The sequence below is a fragment of the Nocardia tenerifensis NBRC 101015 genome (assembly GCF_000308715.1).
Taxonomy (GTDB): domain Bacteria; phylum Actinomycetota; class Actinomycetes; order Mycobacteriales; family Mycobacteriaceae; genus Nocardia; species Nocardia tenerifensis.
On sequence record NZ_BAGH01000022.1, the window covers coordinates 1 to 21239 of the forward strand.

A 21239-nucleotide genomic window follows, 5' to 3' on the forward strand; every position below is an offset into this window, starting at 1 on the left:
GATACCGAGCGCGCCGCGATGGCCGAGCCGGCCGGTGCGCAGCAGCCACTCGATCGTCTCGACCGCGAAACCCGGTTGGTGCCCGGCGGATTCGTCGGTGCCGAGGAACTCCGGCGTGCCCCACTTCTGGTCCCAGCCGGTCCAGGCGATCACCGCCGCGCCGTTCGGGACGCGCCCGTGCCGACCCTCCCACTGCTTCAGATCGGCGACCGTGATCGCGTAATCACGGTCGCGCGCGCACCGCTCGCGCACGTCGATCTTCACCGCGGGCAGCAGCAGATCGTCGAGATCGAGCTCGTCGGCGCCGAGGCCGTCGGCGTGGAAGTGGATCGGTGCGCCCCAGTGGGTTCCGGTGTGCTCGCCCTGCTGGATATAGCGCAGGTAGTAGCCGTCGTTGGCGACCGTCGCGACGATGTCGGTGCGGAACTCGGGATCGTCGGGGTACAGCGGCGTGGTGGCCGGGTCGTGCACGTGCGACAGGTTCACCAGCCGCCCGACCGGGCGCGGCGAGGTCATCGCTTCCGCTGCGGGATGGCCCGCGCCAGCGCGAGCAGATCGGCCTCTAGCCAGCGGAACAACCGGTAGGTAACCACGAAAGCCAGAATGCCACCGACGCTGAGCACGCGCACCGGAACGATCACCCACTCCAGATCGCCCGCGTCGACGAAGGTCGCGCCGGCCACCCCGAGCAGCGGCACCGACGCGGCGACGCCGAGGTAGAAGTTGCCGCGCCGCGCCAGATTTCGCAGCTGGCGCTCGTCGCCGGGGCCGATTCCGCCGCGCACCAGCAACTGTGGATACACCGAGCGAACCGCGTAGACCATGATCGGAAAGAACGGGTAGGCCAGCGCGATGGCGGCGCAAACCACCTGTGCCGCAAAGAAATGCAGGAAGGTCTTCGGCGGCAGGTCGACCCCGGTGAAGGCCAGGCCGAGCGGCCAGATCACGCCCGCGGCGAGCCAGAAGCCGAACGGGACCAGCACCGCCCAGTCGCCCATGAGCAGGGTGTCGCGGCGCGCCTTGGCCAGCGTGCGCGCGGAGTACTCGCGCCCGCGCGCCAGGCGGAAGCCGATGGTCAGCGGTCTGCGGGTGAGAAAGATCAGCAGCAGGGCCGCGACGGGGAAGGCGATCAGATTGTTCACCAAGCCGACCGTGGCGAATCTGTGCTGATCGTCCGCCGACATGCGATCGATGATCAGCGACTGGTTCAACTGGATGTTGTACCAGCTCGCGAGCATGTTCGGCACGCCGATGCACAGGGCGGCGAAGGGGATCAGCCAGCCGCGCGCCCGGTGCGCCAGGCTGGTGCGCGGCGGGTCGGCCAGGTTTCGCGCACGTGCGTCCAGGCACAGGTCGAGCTGGCCGGCCAGTTCGGAGCCGTTGCGCCAGCGGCGTTTCGGGTCCGCGTGCAGGCAGTCGCGCAGCACCCGGCACAGGGTGGTCGGGGTGTCGGCGGGCAGTTGGGCCATCGCGGCGTCGGTGAGGCCGTCGCGGCGGACGGCGAGCATTCGTTCGTAGGTCTCACCGGGCGAGTCACCTGATTCCGGCGTTTCATCGAAGGGGCTTGTGCCGGTGAGCATTTCCCACAGCAGTACGCCGAGCGAGTAGATGTCGCTGCGGGTGCCCGGCGCCGGTGACGCCGGGTCGAGGAGCCGGGCCAACTGCTCCGGTGATCGATAGGGCAGCGAATCATCAACAGGCGACTCGGGATTCGCGGTGGCGGGGCGTGGACCCGCCTCGCTCAGCGCGAAGTCGGCCAGCTTCGGGATGCCCTCCGCCGTGAACAGCACGTTCGCGGGTTTGATGTCGTGGTGCAGCACCCCGTGGTGCTCCGCGTAGTCCAGCGCGTCGGCCAGCCGCCTGCCCACCCAGGCCACCGTCTCCGGCCAGCTCAGCCCCGCGATCTCGGCCCGCACGCTCGAATCCGACGGGCGTATCTCACCTTTCGCCTCCATCGCCGCGTCGACGGCCCGGAGCAGCAGGGCCCCGCCGTCGGTCTCCGGACCGGTGCGCCGCTGGTCGAGCACGCCGACGGCGGTGCCGCCGGGCAGGTACTGCATGTAGACCAGGCGGGGAGCGGCGGTGCCGAGCAGTGACCGTTCGAGGCCGGCGGAATCCCTTGCGGCCCAGCCGTTCGGGTCGTCGAGGCCCTCGGTGGCGGAGGCGCTGAGCAGGCGCTGGTCGAACACCCGAACGATATGAGCGTGGTCGAGTTGCGCCATGGTGCGCGGCGCGCTCGCCCGGCCCGCTGAGAGGCGCACGGCGACGAGTCGCTGCATGGAGCGTTGTCTGGCCAGAAAGACCCGGCCGAGCGAGCCGGTGCCGAGGTCGGTGATCAGGTCGAAGTCGTCGATGCGCCGACCGGGAGTCAGATCCGCCAGCGCCGCAACGGCTTCGGATGACTCTGCGGTGCCGAAGTCGTCGATGTCGAAGGCGGCGAAACGATCTCGCATCTCGTCGGCGAGGTCCGGGTACTCGGTGAGGAAGTCCGCGACGGTCAGCGACGCGTGGCGACGCCGCGCCAGGAACTCCGCGCAGAGCAGGTCGGCCAGTTCCGGACTGTGCTCGAGCTCCGGGAACTCCTTGCGGTACTCCGCGATTCGCTTGCCGAGGTCGGCGTCGCGCGCCCAGCGCTCGCGCAGATCGATGCGCAGCAGATCGGCCAGCACGGTGAGGCGCACCCGGGTGCCGTCGGGCACATAATCCGCGAGGGGCGGCGGCTCGAACGGATCGGCGCGCAGGCTGCGCTGCCAGTCGGCGGCGAACCGGGCGACCGCGTCGGCACACGGAGAGCTCACGCGCGCGTCCCCACCCCGGTCGCCCCGCTCTCCGCCGGATCCTCCGCCGCCGCACCGGCATTCGGCCCGGCCGAGGCCGGCGCGACGACCCGCTCCAGCGCGCGCAGATCGGCCTCCAGGGCACGGAACAGCAGATACGAGCCGACGAACGCGAGGATGCCGCCGGCGCACAGCACGCGCACCGCGAAGATCACCATCGGAATATCGGACGGCGGCAGGAAGGTCACGCCCGCCACCGCCAGCAGCGGAACCGACGCCGCGACGGCCAGATACCCGTTGCAGCGGCGATCCAGCCCGCGCAGCCAGACCGCGTCCTCGGGGCTGAGGTCGCCGTGCCGGAGGAACAGCGGGTAGATGCAGCGCACCATGTAGAACGTCAGCAGGAAGAACGGGTACGCCACCGCGATGGCCCCGCACACCACCAGCGACGCGAGGAAGTGCACGACCGCCCGCGCGGGCAGATCGCCGGTGACCAGCTGCAGGGTGACCGGGAAGGTGATGCCGCCCAGCGCCCACAGCGAGAACGCCACCGCCACAGCGCGATCGCCGAGCAGCAGCGCGTCGCGTCTGGCGTGACAGAGCGTGTCCGGGTCGTAGCGCCGCCCCTTGCGCAGCCCGCGCGGCACCGTCAGCAGCGACCGGGACATGTACACGACTATCGCGATGCCCGCCGGGAAGAACACCCCGTTCACCACGCCGGTGATCACCACGAAGCTGTGCTGGGCGTCCTCGGGCAGTCTGCTGATGATCAGATGCTGGTTGTGCTGGATGTTGTACAGCGAGGCAAGCACATTCGGCAGCCCGACCGAGAGCAGCGTGACCAGCACCAGCCACGGCCGCAACCGCAGCCGCCAGCTGGTGGGCGCGGGGTCGACCAGCTCGCGCGCCCGTGCGTCCAGGCACAGCTCCAACTGCCTCGCCAGCACGCACCCGTTCGCCCATCGTTGCGTGCGCTCCGGCGAGAGACAGGTCAGCAGCACCCGGCGCAGCGCGGCGGGGCAATCGGCGGGCACCCGATCCAGCGCGGCCGCGTCCACCCCGGCGCTGCGCCGCTCGAGCATGGCCTCGAGGGTGGTGTCGTCGCCGCGGTCGTCGGCGTCGGCGGTGCTGTCGTCGAACGGCTTCGCGCCGGTGAGCAGCTCCCACAGCACCACGCCGAGGGAGTAGATGTCCGCGCGCGTGTCCAGATCGGCGGCGCTGCGGCCGAATCCGGGGTGACAGGCCTCCAGCTGCTCCGGCGACATGTACGCCAGCGAACCGCCGAAATAGGCCACCGGGCTGGTCCCCTCGACATTGCGGCTGAAGCTGATGTTGAAGTCGGCGAGCTTGGGCACCGCCTCGGCGGTCAGCAGCACATTGGCCGGTTTCACGTCGCGGTGCAGCACGCCGTGCGCCGAGGCGTAGTCCAGCGCCTCGGCCAGCCTGCGGCCCAGCCAGGCCACCGTCTCCGGCCAGCTGAGCGAGGCGATCTCGGCGCGCACGCTCGAGTCCGTCGGCCGGATCTCACCCTTCTCCTCCATCGCCGCGTCGACGGCGTCGAGCAGCAGCCGGCCGCTGCGTTCGGCGGGCGGGGTGGCGCGCACCCAGCGCAGCACCCCTAGCAGCGTGCCGCCGGGCAGGAACTGCATGTAGAGCAGTCGCAGCCGGCGCGCGGAACCGGTGTCGGCGTCGGCGAGCAGGCGCTGGTCGAAGACCCGGACGATGTAGTCGTGGTCGAGCTGGGCGAGGGTCTGCGGTTCGGTGCCGTGGTCGGCGGAGATCTTCACCGCGACCAGCCGCTGCAGCGAGCGCTGCCTGGCCAGGAAGACGCGGGCGAACGCGCCGCTGCCCAACCCGGTCAGCAGGTCGAAATCATCGATCCGCTGGCCGATTTCGATGCGGTCGAGCGCGTCGAGCCGCCCGGGACCGCTGCCGATCGTGGTGGAAATCGCTGTCGCTGTTCCCGTCAGATCAGTAGTGGTCGCGCGTGTCACCTCCGAACTACGAGCGGCATCGGTTGTTCGGTTCAATTCGCTGTCGACGAAGGCGGCCCTCGTGCGTGCGAGCGCGGTGAGCGTGGAATCGGTGAGCGCCGCCCGTCTGGTGCTCTGATCGAGATCATCGGCGTTCAACAGCGCGCGCAGTTCGGCGGCCTGGTGCGGATATTCGCGCAGGCATTCGCGCGGGTCGACCCGTTCGCCGCTGTGCCTGCGGATGACGAACTCCTCGTACACCAGACCGGCCGGGATACTGCCCGGCTCGAGTTCCGGGAATTCCGCGCAGTATTCGGCGAGGCGTTTGCGGGTCCGCTGACCGGACCACTGCGGGTCGGCCTCGACCACGGTCGTGCGCAACCAGCGATGCCGCAGGTCGACGCGGATCAGCTCGAGCAGGGCCTCGGTGCGCAGCGTCCGCGCGTCGGGCAAATACTCGGCGAGTTCGGGCGGGCGGCGATCGGCGGTATAGGCGGCGTCCTCCCATGCCGCGGAGAACGCTTCCACGGCGCTGAATTCGGTGCGCGCCGGGTGCACGGCGAAACCACCGCCCGCGTCGAAACGGGGCGCGGAATCGGAGTTTCTATCGGAGTCGGCACTCATTCTCGGACCTAGTGGCTGCGGCGGACGCCGGAGTATCCGCACTGGTCGGTCGGTGGATGTGCCGAAGAAATTTCGCCACACCCGACGCCATCGTCCCCCGAGCAGTATTCGGAATGATAACTTGCGGCTCGAGAGCGATCACCCGAATTCGACAACGATGCGACGGGGGACGACCAGCACATGCAGAACAAGGCCACCGCGGTGGCGGACGACTCGGCGGAAACCGAGACCTCCGGCCCGGAGACAGCCGCGCGGACGCGCACCAAACTCTCTGCGTTCGCGCGCGTCACCTGGAAAAAATCGACCCCCACCCCGCCGGTCGTCGCGCAACCGCCGGCTGCCGGTCCGGACGTCGAGGCGACGCCCGCTGAAGATAGTCCGCTCGGCGCCGACGACCAAATCCTCGCCGACAAGAACACCTCCCGCGGCCCCGTGTCGGTGATCGCGGCCGGCGTGCGCGACGGTTCGCTGTCCGCGACCGAGGTGGTCGACGCCACGCTGGCCAGGATCGTCGCCGAGCATCGGAACACCAACGCGTTCAGCGTCGTTCGCGCCGAGAAGGCGAGGTCCGAGGCGGCGTCGCTGGAGCAGCGCGCCGACCTCGACGTGCTACCGCTGGCCGGGGTGCCGGTCGCGATCAAACACGACATCGGGGTGGCCGGCGAGACCATCCGCGCCGGTTCGCTGGCCACCGACGCCAGGCCGGTCGCCGACGACCACCCGGTGGTACGCCGGCTGCGCGCCGCGGGCGCGGTGATCGTCGGGTTGACCACCGTTCCGGAGCTGGGGTTGTGGGGCACCACCGACACTCCGGACCGGATCACCAGCAACCCGTGGAACGTCGCGCGCAGCTCGGGCGGCTCGTCGGGCGGCTCGGCCGCGGCTGTGGCCGCCGGACTGGTGCCGATCGCGCACGGCAACGACGGACTCGGCTCGATCCGCGTCCCCGCCGCGTGCTGCGGGGTGTTCGGGATCAAGCCCGGCCGCTACACGGTGCCCGCGGAGATCGGCGTCGACGCCTGGTCGGGCATGATCGAAAACGGCGTTCTGGCAACGACGGTCGGTGACGCCGCGCTCGCGCTGTCGGTGCTGGCGGCCCGGCCGGACCTGTCCGAGCTGGACCCGCCGGATCGACTACGCATCGGCCTGGCCGTGGCCGCGCCGTACCGCTGCTTCCCGGTCGATCGGCACTGGACCAACGCCGCGCGCACCGCCGCCTCGGTCGCGGCCGCCGCGGGCCACCATGTCGAACCGGCCGGCCTGCCCTACGGCGACGCGCTGCCCTCGGTCTTCCTGCGCTGGCTGGCCGGTGGCGCCCGGGACGCCGCCGCGCTGCCGCACCTGGATCGGCTACAACCGCGCACCCGTCGCCACCTCGCGCTCGGCCGCCTGGTGCAGCGACTACGCCTGGTCCGCCCGGCCCAGGTCGACCGCGTCGAGGCGCGGCTGCTCGACTACTTCGAACGCTACGACGTGGTGATCACGCCGACGCTCGCCTGCCCGCCGCCGAAGGCCAAGGCCTGGCACGGCCGCGGCTGGCTGGCGAATGTGCTTGCCACCGCACGGTTTTCCCCGTTCACCCCGCTGTGGAATCTCGTCGGCTGGCCCGCCGTGTCCATCCCCATGGGCATGCATCCCGATATCGGGACGCCGGTGGCGGCTCAGCTCGCCGGTCCGCCGGGCAGCGAGTCCACCCTGCTGCGGTTGTCCGCGCAGCTGGAGTCGCTGCACCCGTGGCGGCGCACCATCAACTGATCAGGCGCTGACGGCGGGTTGCTGTTGTGGCTGCTGCACCGAGAACCCGCCGTCCATCGCGCGTCCGGCGAACTCGAGGATGGTGGGCCTGGTGTCGTCGGCCCGCCACGCGACGGCCAGTTCGCACGGCGCGAGGCCGGCCACCGGTCGCGCGGTGAGGCCCGGCCAGCGATACATCGGCACGTTGTTCTCGGCGAGCAGGCAGACGCCGAGGCCGAGGCTCACGGCCTCCAGCTTGTCCTCGGGGGTCGCCGCCTCCGCGCCGATCTTCGGCTGACGGCCGTTGCGCGCGTCGTTGCCGAGCCAGAAGTCGCGCACCGCACCGGCTTCGGTGGGCAGCGCGATGAACGGCTCGTCGAGCAGATCGCTGAACTCGATGATCTCCCGATCGGCCAGCGGGTGGTTCTCCGGGAGCAGCACCCAGCGCGGCTCGGTGCGCAGCACCTGCCAGCGGTAGCGGTTCGGGTCGGGCAGCGGCAGCCAGACCAGCGACAGGTCGGCCTGCCGGCCGGACAGTCCGCTGGACGGGTCGGTCCACGACGCCGCGTGCAGCGCGAGGCGGTGACCGCTCGCGCTCTCCAGGTCGTTGAGCAGGCCACGCCCGAGGGCGGACTGGATGCCGACGCGCAGCACCTCGCCCGCCTCCTGCAGCGAGACGTTGGTGATCTCCCAAAGCTCCAGGATCTTGCGGGCGCCCTCGAGCAGTTCCTTGCCCGCGACGGTCAATGCGACGCTGCGCTGGTTGCGGTCGAACAGGACCACGTCGAGCTGACGTTCCAGCTGCCGGATCTGACGCGACAGGGTGGGTTGAGCGATGTGCAGCCGCTGAGCGGCGTTGGTGAAGTGCAGTTCCTCAGCGACGGCGACGAAATACCGCAGGTCGCGCAAATGCGGGTCCATAGCCCCTTGCTATCAGAATCAGTCCTGAATTTCCAGCCTTATCAGGCCGGAAAGTCTGGATACGGGTACCAAAACATTCGACAGGTTTGTTAGAGACAGCATATTGCTTGTCATGGTGTGATGCACCATCGAGTCCGCGAATGTTCGGCATGCGATCGCCGGTACCGTCGCCTCAGTGTAGTTGGGCGTGTGACCAGCGGTGATAGCGGCTATGGATCTCGATCGCGAGCTGGAACAGGTCGTTCGCGCGATTGCCGGTCGTCCGCTGAGTGCCCTCTTCTCGCCGACGGGCAGTCATTTGCGGCCTCTATAGTGATTTTCGTCACAGTTTGGTTTGTATCGCTGTTTGACCCGTCTCTGACGCCCGTCTGCCCACGCGAAAGGCGCCGCAGCCGGTGACGAATCCCGACTGCGGCGCCGCGGTGGACCGAGAACTAGACGCTGCGCGCCCGGTCCTCGTACGCCTTGCGCTTCTCGGCGTCGACGTCGTCGAGGAACGCGTGGCTCGCGCCGAGCGCCCTGGCGATGCCGTCGCCGACCGCCGCGGGCAGCAGCCCGACCACCTGCGAGACGAACCCGGCCAGCGCGGTGACCCGGACCTTCGACCTGGGCGCGACGATCAGCCCGACGATCGCATCGGCGATCTCCTCCGGCTCGGCCGGGCGCAGCAGCTTCGGCGCGGTGACGCCCGCGCCGAGCTCGGTGTTGGTCAGCGTCGGCAGCACCGAGGAGAAGCGCACGCCGGACTCGCGATACTCCTCGCGCAGCGTGTCGGTGAACCCGAGCACCGCGTGCTTGCTCGCGTTGTAGGTGGCCAGGCCCGGGATGTGCGTCTCGCCCGCGAGCGAGGCGATGTTGATGACGTGGCCCCGGCCGCGCGGCAGCATCCTGGCCAGGCCGAGCTTGGAGCCGAGGATCACGCCGTAGACATTGATGTCCAGGATGCGGCGGGTGATCTGATCCGGCTCCTCGACCAGCTTGCCGGTCGGCATGATGCCCGCGTTGTTGATGAGCACGTCGATCGGGCCGACGGTGCGCTCGACCTCGTCGAGGAAGCTCTCGAACGAGGCCGCGTCGGTGACGTCGAGCCTGCCGTACAGCTCGAAACCGCGGTCGGTGCCCGACTCCTTGACGGTGGCCTCGTCGATGTCGCCGATCGCGATCTTGGCGCCGAGTGCCTGCAGCGCGGTGGCGGTGGCCAGCCCGATGCCGCGCGCGCCGCCGGTGATGACGACGACCTTGCCGCGAATCTTGGACGTGTCGGTCACTTCTTGTCTCCCTTGAGCTTCAGGACGGCGGGGATGTCGATGCGGCGCAGGCCGCGCGCACCGGCGGCGCGCATGGCGGCGACCGCGAACAGCAGCTTGGGCATCTGGTACGGGAACCAGAACAGCTCCTTCTCCTGGGTCGGCAGGATCGGCGTGGTGATGGCCTGCTGACGGCAGTACTTGCGGACGCCGTCGGCGCCGCCCCAGCGCGCGCCGGTGCCGGACTGACCCCAGCCGCCCATCGGCAGCGCGAAGCTGAACAGGTTGGCGAAGACGTCGTTGATGTTCACCGCGCCCGCGTTCAGCTGCCGGGCGACGCGTTCGCCGCGCTCCTTGTCGCCGGTCCACACCGACGCGGACAGCCCGTAGATCGAATCATTGGCCAGCCGAACGGCTTCCGCCTCGTCGGCCACCTTCATCACCGGCAGGGTCGGGCCGAAGGTCTCCTCGGTGACGCAGGACATGGTGTGGTCGACGTCGACGAGCACGGTCGGCTCGAACGCGGTGCCGAACCCGGCCCGTTTGCCGCCGGTGAGCACCCGCGCGCCGGCCGCGACGGCCTCGTCGACGTGGCGCTGCACGATGTTCGCCTGGTTCTCGTTGGCCAGCGCGCCGACGTCGTGTTTGGACTCGCGACCGTCGATGCCTTGCCGCAGCGCCTTGACGTTCGCGGTCAGCTTGGCCACGAACTCGTCGTACACCGGCGCCTCGACGTACACCCGCTCCACCGAGATGCACACCTGACCGGAGTTGAACATCCCGCCGAACGCGATGCCGTGCGCGGCCCGATCCAGATCGGCGTCGGCCAGCACGATCGCCGGGTCCTTGCCGCCGAGCTCCAGGCTGTAGGGGACCATGCGCTCGGCGCAGGCCACGGCGATCTTGCGGCCGGTCGCGGTCGAGCCGGTGAACTGGATGTAGTCGGCGTTCGCGACCACGGCCCCGCCCGTCGCGCCCGCGCCGGTGACCACCGCGAAGATCGGCGGAGCGCCGATTTCGGCCCAGCCCCTTGCCATTTCGAGCGCGGACAGCGGCGTCACCTCGGACGGCTTGAGGATGACGGCGGCGCCGGCGGCCAGCGCGGGGAACACGTCCAGCGCGGGCATGGCGAGGGGGAAGTTCCAGGGGGTGATCACGCCGACCACCGGGTACGGCTTGTACGCGGTGGTCAGCTTCTTCACCCTGGCCAGGGGGCTGTGCGGCGACGGGTGGTCGTCGGCGAGGAACTTGGCGGCGCGGCGCGCGTAGTAGCCGACCAGGTCGGTCGCGAACGCGGGGTCGATGAGCGAGTCGACGCGCGGCTTGCCGGTCTCGGACTGCACCACGTCCGCGAGGGTGTCGGTGTTGTCGATCAGCCAGTCCTGGAACTTCAGCAGCCATTCCTTGCGGCCGTCCGGGCCGATGGCCTCCCACTCCGGCTGGAACAGGCGCAGCTCACGGACCTTGGCCGCGACCTCGTCCGCGCTCACCACGGGCACGGATCCGACGACCTCGCCGGTGCCGGGATTGCGCACGTCGATGACCGTTGGCGTCTCGGCCGCAGGCGCTGCCGTCTCGGCCACGGGCGCTGCCGCTTCGGCCACCGGCGCTGCCGCCTCCGCCGTCTTCTTCGCGGTCGTCTTCCGCGCCGGCGCCTTCTTCGCCGCGGCGGGCGCGGGGTCGATATTGGTCACGCTGTTCTCCCTGATGTCGTGCTGTGCACCGCCAAGCCGGTCACTACTGTGAAGCAGGCCACTGAACTATGATGTTGGCACAAGTTATGGGCGGATTCTTGGCTCTATCTGTCAACGGATGCGAATGGCTTTGTGCTCGGAGAACAAATTGGAGGAGCTGTGCCCGCCGCGTCGCCGGAACCGATCGGACCCAACAGCGAGGTGGTCCGGGATTGGCTGGCGGAGTACGTCTACGAGACGATGCGCACCGAGACGATCGAGCAGATCGTCGACCGCCTCGACAACGCGATCATCGCCCGCGTGCCGGAGCTCGCCGACCGCGACGTGCACCGCGACCTCGCCGCCAGCACCCGCGCGCACGCCAGGGTCATGCTGAGCGGAATCACCAGCGACACTTTCGAATACGCGCTACCCGAGGAGGCGCACACCTTCGCCCGCACGCTCGCGCGCCGCGGTTTCGAGCTGCGCATGCTGCTGCGGACCTATCACGTGGGCATGGAGGCGGTGCTCGACTACATGACCGACACCATCGAGCTGCGCCCCGCGCCGCAGGAGATCGAGCGGGCGGTGATGCTGCGGCTGTTCGAGCGGGCGACGAAGTGGGTCAGCCTGTCGGTGGAACTGCTCACCGACACCTACATGGAGGAGCGCGAGCGGGTGCTGCGTGCCGCGCTCAACCGGCGCACCGAGACCATCCGCGCACTGCTGGCCGGCGACGAACTCGACTTGGACCAGGCCTCCGCCCGGCTCGGATATCGGTTGCAGCAACGGCATCTGGCCTTCGTGCTGTGGACCGACGAGAGCGAGACCGGCGGCGGGGACGGCGAGGTCGTCGGCCTGCTGGAGCGCGTCGCGACCAAGGTGGCGGCCGGGATCGGCACCGGCCGGGTGCTGACCGTCGCGTCCGGGTCGAGCGGCATGTGGGCGTGGGCCGGGCTGGACGAACTGGCCGCCGCCGAGGCGGCACGGATCGAGCGGGAACACGGCGCGCTGGAGCGCATCGCCGCCGGGGTGGTCGAGTCACCGGTCCGGATCGCCTTCGGCGTGCCCGGCGGGCAGGTCGCCGGGTTCCGGCAGAGCCATCGCGAGGCGGTGGCCGCCCGGCACGTGGCCGAGCGTGGACCCGCCGGCGCCGCGCGGGTCACCGGTTATCGCGAGGTGGAGATCGCCTACCTGGCCGGCGCCGACGACGCGGCGATGCGCGGACTGATCGGCCGGGAGTTGCGCACGCTGTCGGGCGCCGACCCGAACGCGGCGCGGCTGCGCGAGACGCTGCACGCCTATCTGAAGAGCCATCGCAGCCCCGAGGCGACGGCGAAACTGCTTGGGGTGCACAAGAATACGGTTCGCTATCGGATCCAGCGCATCGAGGAGCTGCTCGGCCACCCGATCGAGCAGCGCAGCCTGCCGCTGGAGGTCGCGCTCGCCTGCGTCGCCGCCTACGGAGCGGACGCGCTGCCCTGAATCGGCGCTGGATCAGTTCGTCGTGCTCAGTCGGTCGTCGCCTCCCCGGCGGCGACGCGGCGCAGCGGCGGATCCGCGGGCGCGGCGACCGGGTGATCGGGTAGGTCGGCGAGCAGCTGGGTGGTGGCGGCGGCGATGGCCGTGACGGCCTTGTCGACGGCGGCCTTGGTCGCGGTACTCAGGCCGGACACACCACCGACCGTGCGCACGTACTGCAGTGCGGCAGCATAGATTTCCTGCTCGGTCGGGGCAGGTTCCAGGCCGCGAAGGAGGGTGATGTTACTACTCATGCGAGCACAGTAGCTCTCGAGCACGCTGTGCGGCAGGGCAAGAAATTCCTCGACCCCGCCGCCTCGGCCCGGACACGCGGAATTCGCCGCATTACACAGCCTCTCCCAAGATCTATGGGGAACAATCGGGGACATGCCTGCCCGCGGTGTACCCACGTTGACAACCTTTCCGTACGAGGAGCTCGACCAGCGGGAAGAGGACCACTGGTCGGGGGCGGCCGTGGCCGACGACGAGCTGCGTGCGCTGGCCCTCGGCGCCTTCTACTCCGCCCGCTGGGACGCCTTCCACGACGCGCTGCTGCTCGGCCCCGAGCGCGAGCATCCGCTCGGCGACCGCCGCGAGCTGGCCATCGACACGCTCACCGGCGCGTGGGGGATCACCGACGCGACCGAGGCGCAGGCCTCGATGGAGCAGCTGCTCGACGGCATGCATGCCCCGCTGTACGCGCTGGTCCACCCGCTGGTGATGGCCTCCATCAATGCCAGCGAGCGCGACCGGTTCGGTGAGCGCGCCGACCGGCACCGCGCGTTCCTGCGGCAGGTCGGCTCGTTCCGCGGCATGGACAACCCGGAGGCGCTCGTCCGCGACTACGACATCTGGTCCCAGGCCATCAAGATCGGCTTCACCGACCACCTCGCCCGCCCGCTGCCCAGCGATATCCACGCCTGGGACCTGGCCCGCGTCGTCGCCGTCGCGCGGATGGCCTTCACCGCCGGCTACCTCGACGCCGACCTGGCCTGGGACTACCTGGCCCGCGCGCTGCCCATCGCGCAGGCCAAGTACCGCAACTGGCGTCAGTTCGGCGACGCCTACCTCACCGGCTGGACGTACTGGCAGGCCTGCGAGGACCTCGCCGAACTGAAGAACGGCGGCGTCGACCGCCGGATGGAGCTGCTGCGCCTGTGGACGCGCCCGACCAGCCCGTGGCGGCGGATCAGCCTGACCGCGGCGCCCGTGGTGCAGCCCTGATCCGCTAGCCGCCGTCGGGCAGGGAGCGGAGAATGCCGCGCCCGTAGCGCTGGAACTGGGCGTCGTCGACCATGCCGAGCGAGTGCCGCTCGACGAGCAGCTCCCACTCCGAATAGAGCTGCGCCACACCGGGATCGGCAGGGCCCGCGGCGCCGTCGGTCGAGTCGCGGCGCACCGCGAAGTTCACCGCCAGGGTGACGCGCTCGGTGTCGGCTCGGTCGCCGCCGGTGAAGTGCAGGGTGATGTTGCCGTCGTGCACGGCCACCCCGGTCTCGCCGCGGGGCGCGCCGATCTCGCCGGCCGCTGCGGGCGTGCCGTCGGTGTTGCGGGCCCACAGTACGGCGGGGATGGGGAGTTCGTGCGCGTACCGGTCGCCGGGGCCGAAGGAGATGAACAGCAGCCGCCCGGTGGTCGCGGCGAGCAGTCCGGGGCCGTTGCCCGCGGGCGGGTGCGCGACCGCGACGGCGGTCTCGAGCACGTACTCGTCGGGCGTGACGTATCTGTGCAGCGCGGCGATGGCCGGCTTCGCCTCGCGGTGCGGGGCCATCCGGCGCACGGCCCGATCCACGTCGGCGCGGGTGGGGCCGGACTTGCCCCAGGTCGGCGCGGGCGGGTTCAGGTCGGGGGCGGCCACGTCGATGCGCTGGGTGGCCAGGATCTGGCCGTTGATCCGGTCCACGATCTCGGTCGCCGCCGGCACGTCGTGCTCGGCGATGAGCACGGGCAGCGGGGTGCGGTCGGCGGGCACGCCGGTCAGCACGGGCGTGGGATATCTCAGGTATATCTCGATGACGACGGCGTCGTCGGCGCGTCGGTTCAACCGGACCTTCAGCAGATCCGAGACCGGTACGTCGAGCACCCGCTCGCCCTCGGAGCCGGGGCGTAGCACGATCAATCGCCCGCGGCCGTGACGCACTATCGCTGTGGGTGTCCGTAGCTCAACTATGTCCATACCCCCTGCGCTCTGTTGGGTTGCAGTACTCGCTCTGTCCTACGTGGTGACGCTTCGCTACCGCCTTCGGACTGATCGCTCGCACTGCGGGTTGGGTTGCAGTACTGGCTGTGCGATTGTGGTGACGCTGCGCTACCGCCTTCGGGCTGCTCGCTCGCACTGCGGATCGGCTCGGCAGTACTCGTGGTGCCTATGTGTGACGCTTCGCTATCGTCCCGCACTCGGGTGGGATCGTCGTGATTCGCGGTGCCGACGTGGTTACGCTTCGCTGCCTCCTCCAGGGCCCGTCGCTCACTTCAGGGTCGGGTTCACGGTGCTCGCGGGGCACTGCACGTGACTACGCAAGCTACCGTTTCCGTGCCCGTCGCCCGCACCGCGGTGTTGTGTCGTCGCTCACGATAGGCCGAACATGCCATGATTGTGACCACTTGGAGTAACCCGGACCGGGGTCTTCGGGAACCACCGAGGTCCTTTGCCCGTTTACCTCTTTAACTGCACCAGCAGCCGAACCTGCGCGATGTATCGACTAGACCGTACGCGGTAACGTGGCATGTCCGCATCCGAACCCTCCCGGAGCCGGACGCGCCCGACGCATCGCTAGCAAGAACCGGAGACACCGGAAAGGACTGGCCGGACCGGCCGACGCTCTATGAACCGCAAGACTGTGTTTCGCACCCTGGCCATAGTCTCGGGCATCTTGCTCGTGATCTATGCGTTCAGCTATTTCGGCAACGACACGCGCGGCTGGAAGAACGTCGACACGTCCGTCGCTTTGAGCCAGCTGAACGACAAGAGCAACGTCAAGAACGTGCAGATCGACGATCGTGAACAGCAGCTGCGCATCGAGCTGAAGAACGGCAACGACGCGACCGGCGGCGACAGCAAGATCATCGCGAAGTACCCCGGCGGCAGCGATACCTCCGGCAAGGTGTTCGAGGCCGTGAAGAACTCCGGCGCCCCGTACAACACCGTGGTGAAGCAGGAGAGCTGGCTCACCCAGATCCTGCTGTTCGTGCTGCCGATGATCATCCTGCTCGGCCTGTTCGTCTTCGTCATGGCTCGCATGCAGGGCGGTGGCCGCGGCGGCATGATGGGCTTCGGCAAGTCCAAGGCCAAGCAGCTGTCCAAGGACATGCCCAAGACGACGTTCGCCGACGTGGCCGGCGCCGACGAGGCGGTCGAAGAGCTCTACGAGATCAAGGACTTCCTGCAGAACCCGGTCCGCTACCAGGCCCTCGGCGCCAAGATCCCGAAGGGCGTGCTGCTGTACGGCCCGCCCGGAACCGGTAAGACGCTGCTCGCGCGCGCCGTGGCCGGCGAGGCGGGCGTGCCCTTCTTCACGATCTCCGGCTCGGACTTCGTCGAGATGTTCGTCGGCGTCGGCGCGTCGCGCGTGCGCGACCTGTTCGAACAGGCCAAGCAGAACAGCCCCTGCATCATCTTCGTCGACGAGATCGACGCGGTCGGCCGCCAGCGCGGCGCGGGCCTCGGCGGCGGTCACGACGAGCGCGAGCAGACGCTGAACCAGTTGCTCGTCGAGATGGACGGCTTCGGCGATCGCACCGGCGTCATCCTGATCGCCGCGACCAACCGCCCCGACATCCTCGACCCCGCGCTGCTGCGCCCCGGCCGGTTCGACCGGCAGATCCCGGTCGGCAACCCCGACCTGGCCGGTCGCCGCGCCATCCTGCGGGTGCACTCGCAGGGCAAGCCGATCTCCCCCGACGCCGACCTCGACGGACTCGCCAAGCGCACCGTCGGCATGTCCGGCGCCGACCTGGCCAACGTGATCAACGAGGCCGCGCTGCTCACCGCGCGCGAGAACGGCGCCGTCATCACCGGCGAGTCGCTGGAGGAGTCGGTGGACCGTGTGGTCGGCGGACCGCGCCGCAAGAGCCGGATCATCAGCGAGCACGAGAAGAAGATCACCGCCTACCACGAGGGCGGACACACCCTGGCCGCGTGGGCGATGCCCGACATCGAGCCCGTCTACAAGGTGACCATCCTGGCCCGCGGCCGCACCGGCGGCCACGCCATGACGGTGCCCGAGGACGACAAGGGCCTGATGACCCGCTCGGAGATGATCGCCCGCCTGGTCATGGCGATGGGCGGCCGCGCGGCCGAGGAACTGGTGTTCCACGAGCCGACCACCGGTGCGTCCTCCGATATCGACCAGGCCACCAAGATCGCCCGCGCGATGGTGACCGAGTACGGCATGAGCTCGCGCCTCGGCGCGGTGCGCTACGGCCAGGAGGCCGGCGATCCGTTCCTCGGCCGCTCGATGGGCCAGGGCTCGGACTACTCGCACGAGGTCGCGGGCGCCATCGACGAGGAGGTGCGCAACCTGATCGAGGCCGCGCACACCGAGGCGTGGGCCATCCTCAACGAGTACCGCGACGTGCTCGACGTGCTGGCGACGGCGCTGCTGGAGAAGGAGACCCTGCACCGCAAGGACCTGGAGACCCTGCTCGCCTCCGTGCAGAAGCGCCCGAGGATCACCGCGTTCAACGACTTCGGCGACCGCGTGCCCTCCTCCAAGCCCCCGGTGAAGACGCCGGGCGAGCTGGCGCTGGAACGCGGCGAGCCGTGGCCGCCGGAGCAGGTCCCGGCCGCGATGCCCGCGGGCGCGACCCGCGAGAACCAGCCCGCCAACGGCTACCCGGACGACAGCGGCTACCACCCGCAACCGCAGTACGGCTACCCCGCGCCGCCCGCGACCGGTTACCCGGTGCCGCAGGGTCCGGCGCAGGGCGGCTACCCGCAGCGCGGTGGCACGCACGGTTCCCGGCCGGACTACGGCGCTCCCGCCGGTTGGTCGGCGCCGGGCTGGCCGCCGCGCGAGGACCAGCAGCCGGGTCAGCCGGGCGGCTGGACCGAGCAGCCGCAGCACCAGGGTTACCAGCCGTCGTGGGGACCGCAGGGCGGTCAGCAGGACGGCGGCTACGAGCGCGGGAACTACGGCGAGCACCCGGGTTACGAAGAGCCGGGCCGCCCGAGGCCCAACGGCGAGGGCGACAACGGCGAATGGGACGGACCGAACAACGGTCGGCGCTAGCGTCCCAGCATGGTCGGCCCTATTGCTCGCGTCGTGAGCAGTGGCGATTAGGCTCGACCATCGTGGTGCCGAGTGCTTGCCGGGACCCGAGATTTTTGGAGGTGTCCTCGATTGTCGGCCAACAATCACATCGGTGCGCAAGCGCTCGCCGATTCGGACGGTGTTGACGAGATCGGTTCCGGCGTGACCGAGCTCGTCGCTCTGGAGACCGGTCGCTCGTTCGATCAGGCCAGGGCCGAAGCCGCGGTACGCGAACTGCTGCTCGCGGTCGGCGAGGATCCCGACCGGCCGGGGTTGCTCGATACCCCGGCCCGTGTCGCCCGCGCCTACCGCGAGATGTTCGCCGGTCTCTACGTGGAACCGGACTCGGTCCTGAACACCACGTTCGACGAGGGGCATCAGGAACTGGTGCTGGTCCGCGACATCCCGATGTACTCCACCTGCGAACACCATCTCGTGTCGTTCCACGGTGTCGCGCATGTCGGCTACATCCCCGGCAAGCACGGCCGGGTGACCGGGCTGTCCAAGCTGGCCCGCCTTGTCGACCTGTATGCCAAGCGCCCGCAGGTGCAGGAGCGGCTGACCAGCCAGATCGCCGACGCGGTGATGCGCAAGCTCGACCCGCGCGGCGCCATCGTGGTGGTGGAGGCCGAGCACCTGTGCATGGCCATGCGCGGCATCCGCAAGCCCGGCGCGAGCACCACCACCTCGGCGGTGCGCGGTCTGCTCCAGTCGAGCCCCTCCTCGCGCTCCGAGGCCCTCGATCTCATTCTGCGGAAGTGAACGAGGATCAGATGACGGCAAGTGGGAGCAGCTTCGCACGCGGCGGTCGCTCCTGCGTGGTGATGGGCGTCGTCAACGTCACCAGTGATTCGTTCTCCGACGGCGGACGCTACCTCGATCCCGAACTCGCCATCGCGCACGGCATCGAGCTGTACGCGGCCGGCGCCGACATCATCGACGTCGGCGGCGAGTCGACCAGGCCCGGTGCGGTGCGCATCGATCCCGAGACCGAGGCGGGCCGGGTGGTCCCGGTGATCCGCGCTCTGGTCGCGGCCGGCGTGCCGACCAGCGTGGACACCATGCGGGCACGGGTGGCCGAGGCCGCGCTGGCCGCGGGCGTCGCCGTGGTGAACGACGTGTCCGGCGGCCGGGCCGATCCCGACATGGTGAAAGTCGTTGCCGCCGCGGATATTCCGTGGATCCTCATGCACTGGCGCGCGGGCGCGGACTACCGGCACACCGGCCCGGCCGACCACTACGCCGACGTGGTCGCCGAGGTGCTCGCCGAGCTCACCACTCAGGTCGACCTCGCGGTGGCCGCCGGCGTCGACCCGTCACGCCTGATTCTCGACCCCGGCCTCGGCTTCGCCAAGAACGCCGAGCACAACTGGTCGCTGCTCGGCGCGCTGCCCGAACTGGTCGACAACGGGCTGCCGGTCCTCATCGGCGCGTCGCGCAAACGTTTTCTCGGCTCCCTGCTTGCCGACGACGCGGGGCCGCGCCCGCCCGACGGCCGGGAGACCGCCACCGCGACCGTCTCGGCGCTCGCCGCCGAGCACGGCGCGTGGGGTGTGCGCGTGCACGACGTGCGCGCCTCCCTCGACGCCATCACCGTCACCGAGGCCTGGCAGGCCGCCGCCCGGCGGCGCGGCGCCGCACCGAGTTCGTCACGAGGAGCGCAACGATGACGTCGACCCCCGCCGATCAGATCGCCGCCCGGCGTGACCCGTCGATTCGGCGCGGCGCGGATCGCATCGAGCTGCGCGGCCTGCGCGCCTTCGGCCATCACGGCGTCTTCGACCACGAACGCCGCGACGGCCAGGAGTTCGTCGTCGATCTGACCGTGTGGGTGGACTTCTCCGTCGCCGCGGCCTCCGACGACCTGGTCGCCACCGTCGACTACGGCGAACTCGCCGGAAACGCGGTGCGGATCATCGAGGGGCCGCCGCGCAACCTCATCGAGACCGTGGTCTCCGAGATCGCCGACGACGTGATGACCGATCCGCGCATCGCCTCGGTCGAGGTCGTCGTGCACAAACCGTCCGCGCCCATCCCGCACACCTTCGCCGACGTCCGGGTGATCACGTCGAGGCACCGCGGGGAGCCGTTGTGAGCCGCGCGGTACTGTCCATCGGCTCCAACATGGGGGACCGGCTGGCGTATCTGCGCAGCGTGGTGGACGGCCTCGGCGATCGGGTCGTCGCGGTCTCGCCGGTGTACTCGACACCGCCGTGGGGCGGCGTCGAGCAGGACGACTACCTCAATGCCATTGTCCTGGTGGACGATCCAGAGCTCGACGCGCTGGGCTGGCTGCGTCGCGGCCAGCGACTCGAACAGGCCGCCGATCGGGTGCGCGAAGTACGTTGGGGCGCAAGGACACTCGACGTCGACGTGGTCTGGTGCGCCGAGTGGGCGCAGGGAGAGTTCGTGCCCGTCCGCAGCGCGGATCCCGAACTTACCCTGCCGCATCCGCAGGCGCATCGCCGCGCGTTCGTGCTGGTGCCCTGGCTGGACGTGGCGCCGGACGCGGTGCTGGAGGTGGACGGCAGCGCGCGACCCGTCGCCGATCTGCTCGCCGAGCTGCCCGCCGCCGAGCGAGCTGGTGTGCGGCGGACCGACTTCACCTTGGCGCAGGCCGCCGAAGGATCGGCGTCGTGCAGCTGAAACCCACGCGAGTCCTCGACCTGGTGGCGAACGTGGTGATCGCCGCCCTCGTCGCGTGGGTCGCGACGCGGATGGCCTACAGCAGTTTTCCGCCGATCTCGACCTACGCGGGCGCGTCGCTGTATCCGGTCGCGGCCATCGAGGCGGTGCTCGGGTTCGTCATCCGAGCCAGGGTCACCGAGAACCAGCTCGGCAACGGCAGGCATCAGCTGCATCCGATCACCGTCGCGCGCGCGGTCGCGCTGGCCAAAGCGTCGCTGCAGGTCGGGTCGATCGCCGCGGGTGTCTGGCTCGGTTTCCTCTGCTGGGTGTTCCCGCAGCGGGGCACCCTCGGCGCGGCCGCCGCCGACAGTCCGGGGGCCATCGTCGGGATGCTGGCGGGGGTGGCTTTGGTTGCTGCGGCCCTGTGGCTCGAGTATTGCTGCCGGGCGCCCGAGGACCCGACAGACGATCCCGCAACCACTTAGCAAATATTGCGCGCGGAATTACCACGCCGAGTTGTGGGCGCGGCGAGTCGATCAAGCTACCCTGGCTTGCATGGTTTCACCCTCCCGTACCAGCACTTCCCGTCGACGGCGGGACGACGCGGGAAAATTGTTCATCGGCGTATTGATCGCGCTCGGGCTGGTTGCCAGCGTTTTCCTGGTCTTCAGCAATAGCCTGCAGTTCGTGCGGATCGGTTTGGTCGCCGCGCTGTGGGCGGCGGTCATCGGCGCGCTGGCCGCGACGAGGTATCGCAAGGAAGCGACGATCGACAAGGCCAAGGTTCGCGACCTGCAGACGGTGTACGAGTTGCAGCTCGAGCGCGAGGTCACGGCCCGGCGCGAATTCGAGCTCGGCGTCGAGGCGCGGGTGCGCGAGGAGGTCGGGG

General features: G+C 69.9%; 18 protein-coding genes. 10 read left to right on the top strand and 8 right to left on the bottom strand.

Annotation, left to right across the window (positions count from 1 at the left end):
* From ON39_RS02000 to ON39_RS02010, 3 genes are all read right to left on the bottom strand, one after another.
* A partial coding sequence (locus tag ON39_RS02000; protein WP_040730164.1) for a cyclase family protein occupies positions 1 to 516 on the bottom strand: 516 nt, incomplete at its 3' end.
* Positions 513 to 2798 carry a serine/threonine-protein kinase gene (locus tag ON39_RS02005; protein WP_040730142.1) on the bottom strand — a complete coding sequence of 762 codons (2286 nt, stop codon included), beginning with the start codon at positions 2796 to 2798 and terminating at the stop codon, positions 513 to 515. The genes ON39_RS02005 and ON39_RS02000, both read right to left, overlap by 4 nt.
* Positions 2795 to 5374 carry a serine/threonine-protein kinase gene (locus ON39_RS02010; RefSeq protein ID WP_083894199.1) on the bottom strand — a complete coding sequence of 860 codons (2580 nt, stop codon included), beginning with the start codon at positions 5372 to 5374 and terminating at the stop codon, positions 2795 to 2797. Before ON39_RS02010 ends, ON39_RS02005 begins: the two co-directional genes overlap by 4 nt.
* A gap of 180 nt (positions 5375 to 5554) precedes the next feature.
* Between ON39_RS02010 and ON39_RS02015 the strand changes: the two genes are divergently transcribed.
* The gene (locus ON39_RS02015) at positions 5555 to 7129 is read left to right on the top strand and encodes an amidase (protein WP_246002973.1); all 1575 of its coding nucleotides are present in this window, start codon (positions 5555 to 5557) and stop codon (positions 7127 to 7129) included.
* Here the strand turns inward: ON39_RS02015 and ON39_RS02020 are convergent, their stop codons facing one another.
* From ON39_RS02020 to ON39_RS02030, 3 genes are all read right to left on the bottom strand, one after another.
* Positions 7130 to 8029: a LysR family transcriptional regulator gene (locus tag ON39_RS02020; protein WP_040730143.1), complete on the bottom strand. Its 900-nt coding sequence runs from the start codon at positions 8027 to 8029 to the stop codon at positions 7130 to 7132. It lies immediately after the preceding gene.
* A gap of 434 nt (positions 8030 to 8463) precedes the next feature.
* A complete protein-coding gene (locus ON39_RS02025; protein ID WP_040730145.1) occupies positions 8464 to 9297 on the bottom strand; it encodes an SDR family oxidoreductase in 834 nt (277 codons plus the stop codon).
* Positions 9294 to 10880, bottom strand: coding sequence for an aldehyde dehydrogenase family protein (locus ON39_RS02030; RefSeq protein WP_083894201.1), 1587 nt, complete (start codon positions 10878 to 10880; stop codon positions 9294 to 9296). Before ON39_RS02030 ends, ON39_RS02025 begins: the two co-directional genes overlap by 4 nt.
* Positions 10881 to 11129: 249 nt before the next feature.
* Here ON39_RS02030 and ON39_RS02035 point away from each other — a divergent pair, with 249 nt between their 5' ends.
* Positions 11130 to 12434, top strand: a complete 1305-nt coding sequence (locus ON39_RS02035) for a PucR family transcriptional regulator (RefSeq protein ID WP_051186210.1) — start codon at positions 11130 to 11132, stop codon at positions 12432 to 12434.
* Between the two features lie 26 nt (positions 12435 to 12460).
* Here the strand turns inward: ON39_RS02035 and ON39_RS02040 are convergent, their stop codons facing one another.
* Positions 12461 to 12724: a DUF2277 domain-containing protein gene (locus ON39_RS02040; protein ID WP_040730149.1), complete on the bottom strand. Its 264-nt coding sequence runs from the start codon at positions 12722 to 12724 to the stop codon at positions 12461 to 12463.
* 157 nt (positions 12725 to 12881) lie between these two features.
* On the opposite strand from ON39_RS02040, the gene ON39_RS02045 reads away from it, so the two are divergent.
* Positions 12882 to 13694: a DUF1266 domain-containing protein gene (locus ON39_RS02045; RefSeq protein WP_255219223.1), complete on the top strand. Its 813-nt coding sequence runs from the start codon at positions 12882 to 12884 to the stop codon at positions 13692 to 13694.
* A gap of 4 nt (positions 13695 to 13698) precedes the next feature.
* Here ON39_RS02045 and ON39_RS02050 read toward each other — a convergent pair whose 3' ends face one another.
* On the bottom strand, positions 13699 to 14646 hold the full coding sequence (locus ON39_RS02050) for a hypothetical protein (protein ID WP_051186211.1): 948 nt from the start codon (positions 14644 to 14646) through the stop codon (positions 13699 to 13701).
* 649 nt (positions 14647 to 15295) lie between these two features.
* On the opposite strand from ON39_RS02050, the gene ftsH reads away from it, so the two are divergent.
* The 7 genes from ftsH to ON39_RS02085 all read left to right on the top strand — a co-directional run.
* Positions 15296 to 17701, top strand: coding sequence for an ATP-dependent zinc metalloprotease FtsH (gene ftsH, locus ON39_RS02055; protein ID WP_040730154.1), 2406 nt, complete (start codon positions 15296 to 15298; stop codon positions 17699 to 17701).
* 171 nt (positions 17702 to 17872) lie between these two features.
* On the top strand, positions 17873 to 18484 hold the full coding sequence (gene folE / locus ON39_RS02060) for a GTP cyclohydrolase I FolE (RefSeq protein WP_085998114.1): 612 nt from the start codon (positions 17873 to 17875) through the stop codon (positions 18482 to 18484).
* Positions 18485 to 18495: 11 nt separating this feature from the next.
* Positions 18496 to 19392 (top strand): dihydropteroate synthase, encoded by an 897-nt coding sequence (folP, locus tag ON39_RS02065; RefSeq protein WP_040730173.1) that lies wholly within the window; start codon positions 18496 to 18498, stop codon positions 19390 to 19392.
* Positions 19389 to 19817: a dihydroneopterin aldolase gene (folB, locus tag ON39_RS02070; RefSeq protein WP_051186213.1), complete on the top strand. Its 429-nt coding sequence runs from the start codon at positions 19389 to 19391 to the stop codon at positions 19815 to 19817. The genes folP and folB overlap by 4 nt, the downstream gene beginning before the upstream one ends.
* Positions 19814 to 20368: a 2-amino-4-hydroxy-6-hydroxymethyldihydropteridine diphosphokinase gene (gene folK, locus ON39_RS02075; RefSeq protein ID WP_040730160.1), complete on the top strand. Its 555-nt coding sequence runs from the start codon at positions 19814 to 19816 to the stop codon at positions 20366 to 20368. The genes folB and folK overlap by 4 nt, the downstream gene beginning before the upstream one ends.
* A complete protein-coding gene (locus ON39_RS02080) occupies positions 20365 to 20835 on the top strand; it encodes a DUF3180 domain-containing protein (RefSeq protein ID WP_040730175.1) in 471 nt (156 codons plus the stop codon). Before folK ends, ON39_RS02080 begins: the two co-directional genes overlap by 4 nt.
* 70 nt (positions 20836 to 20905) lie before the next feature.
* Positions 20906 to 21239 (top strand): DUF6779 domain-containing protein (locus ON39_RS02085; RefSeq protein ID WP_373283651.1); only part of this gene is annotated, 334 nt, incomplete at its 3' end.

Coding starts and splice junctions, on each gene's coding strand:
- ON39_RS02010 (WP_083894199.1), bottom strand. CDS start 5,374: ATGAGTGCCGACTCCGATAGAAACTCCGATTCCGCGCCCCGTTTCGAC.
- ON39_RS02015 (WP_246002973.1), top strand. CDS start 5,555: ATGCAGAACAAGGCCACCGCGGTGGCGGACGACTCGGCGGAAACCGAG.
- ON39_RS02020 (WP_040730143.1), bottom strand. CDS start 8,029: ATGGACCCGCATTTGCGCGACCTGCGGTATTTCGTCGCCGTCGCTGAG.
- ON39_RS02040 (WP_040730149.1), bottom strand. CDS start 12,724: ATGAGTAGTAACATCACCCTCCTTCGCGGCCTGGAACCTGCCCCGACC.
- ON39_RS02050 (WP_051186211.1), bottom strand. CDS start 14,646: ATGGACATAGTTGAGCTACGGACACCCACAGCGATAGTGCGTCACGGC.
- ftsH (WP_040730154.1), top strand. CDS start 15,296: ATGAACCGCAAGACTGTGTTTCGCACCCTGGCCATAGTCTCGGGCATC.
- folP (WP_040730173.1), top strand. CDS start 18,496: ATGACGGCAAGTGGGAGCAGCTTCGCACGCGGCGGTCGCTCCTGCGTG.
- folB (WP_051186213.1), top strand. CDS start 19,389: ATGACGTCGACCCCCGCCGATCAGATCGCCGCCCGGCGTGACCCGTCG.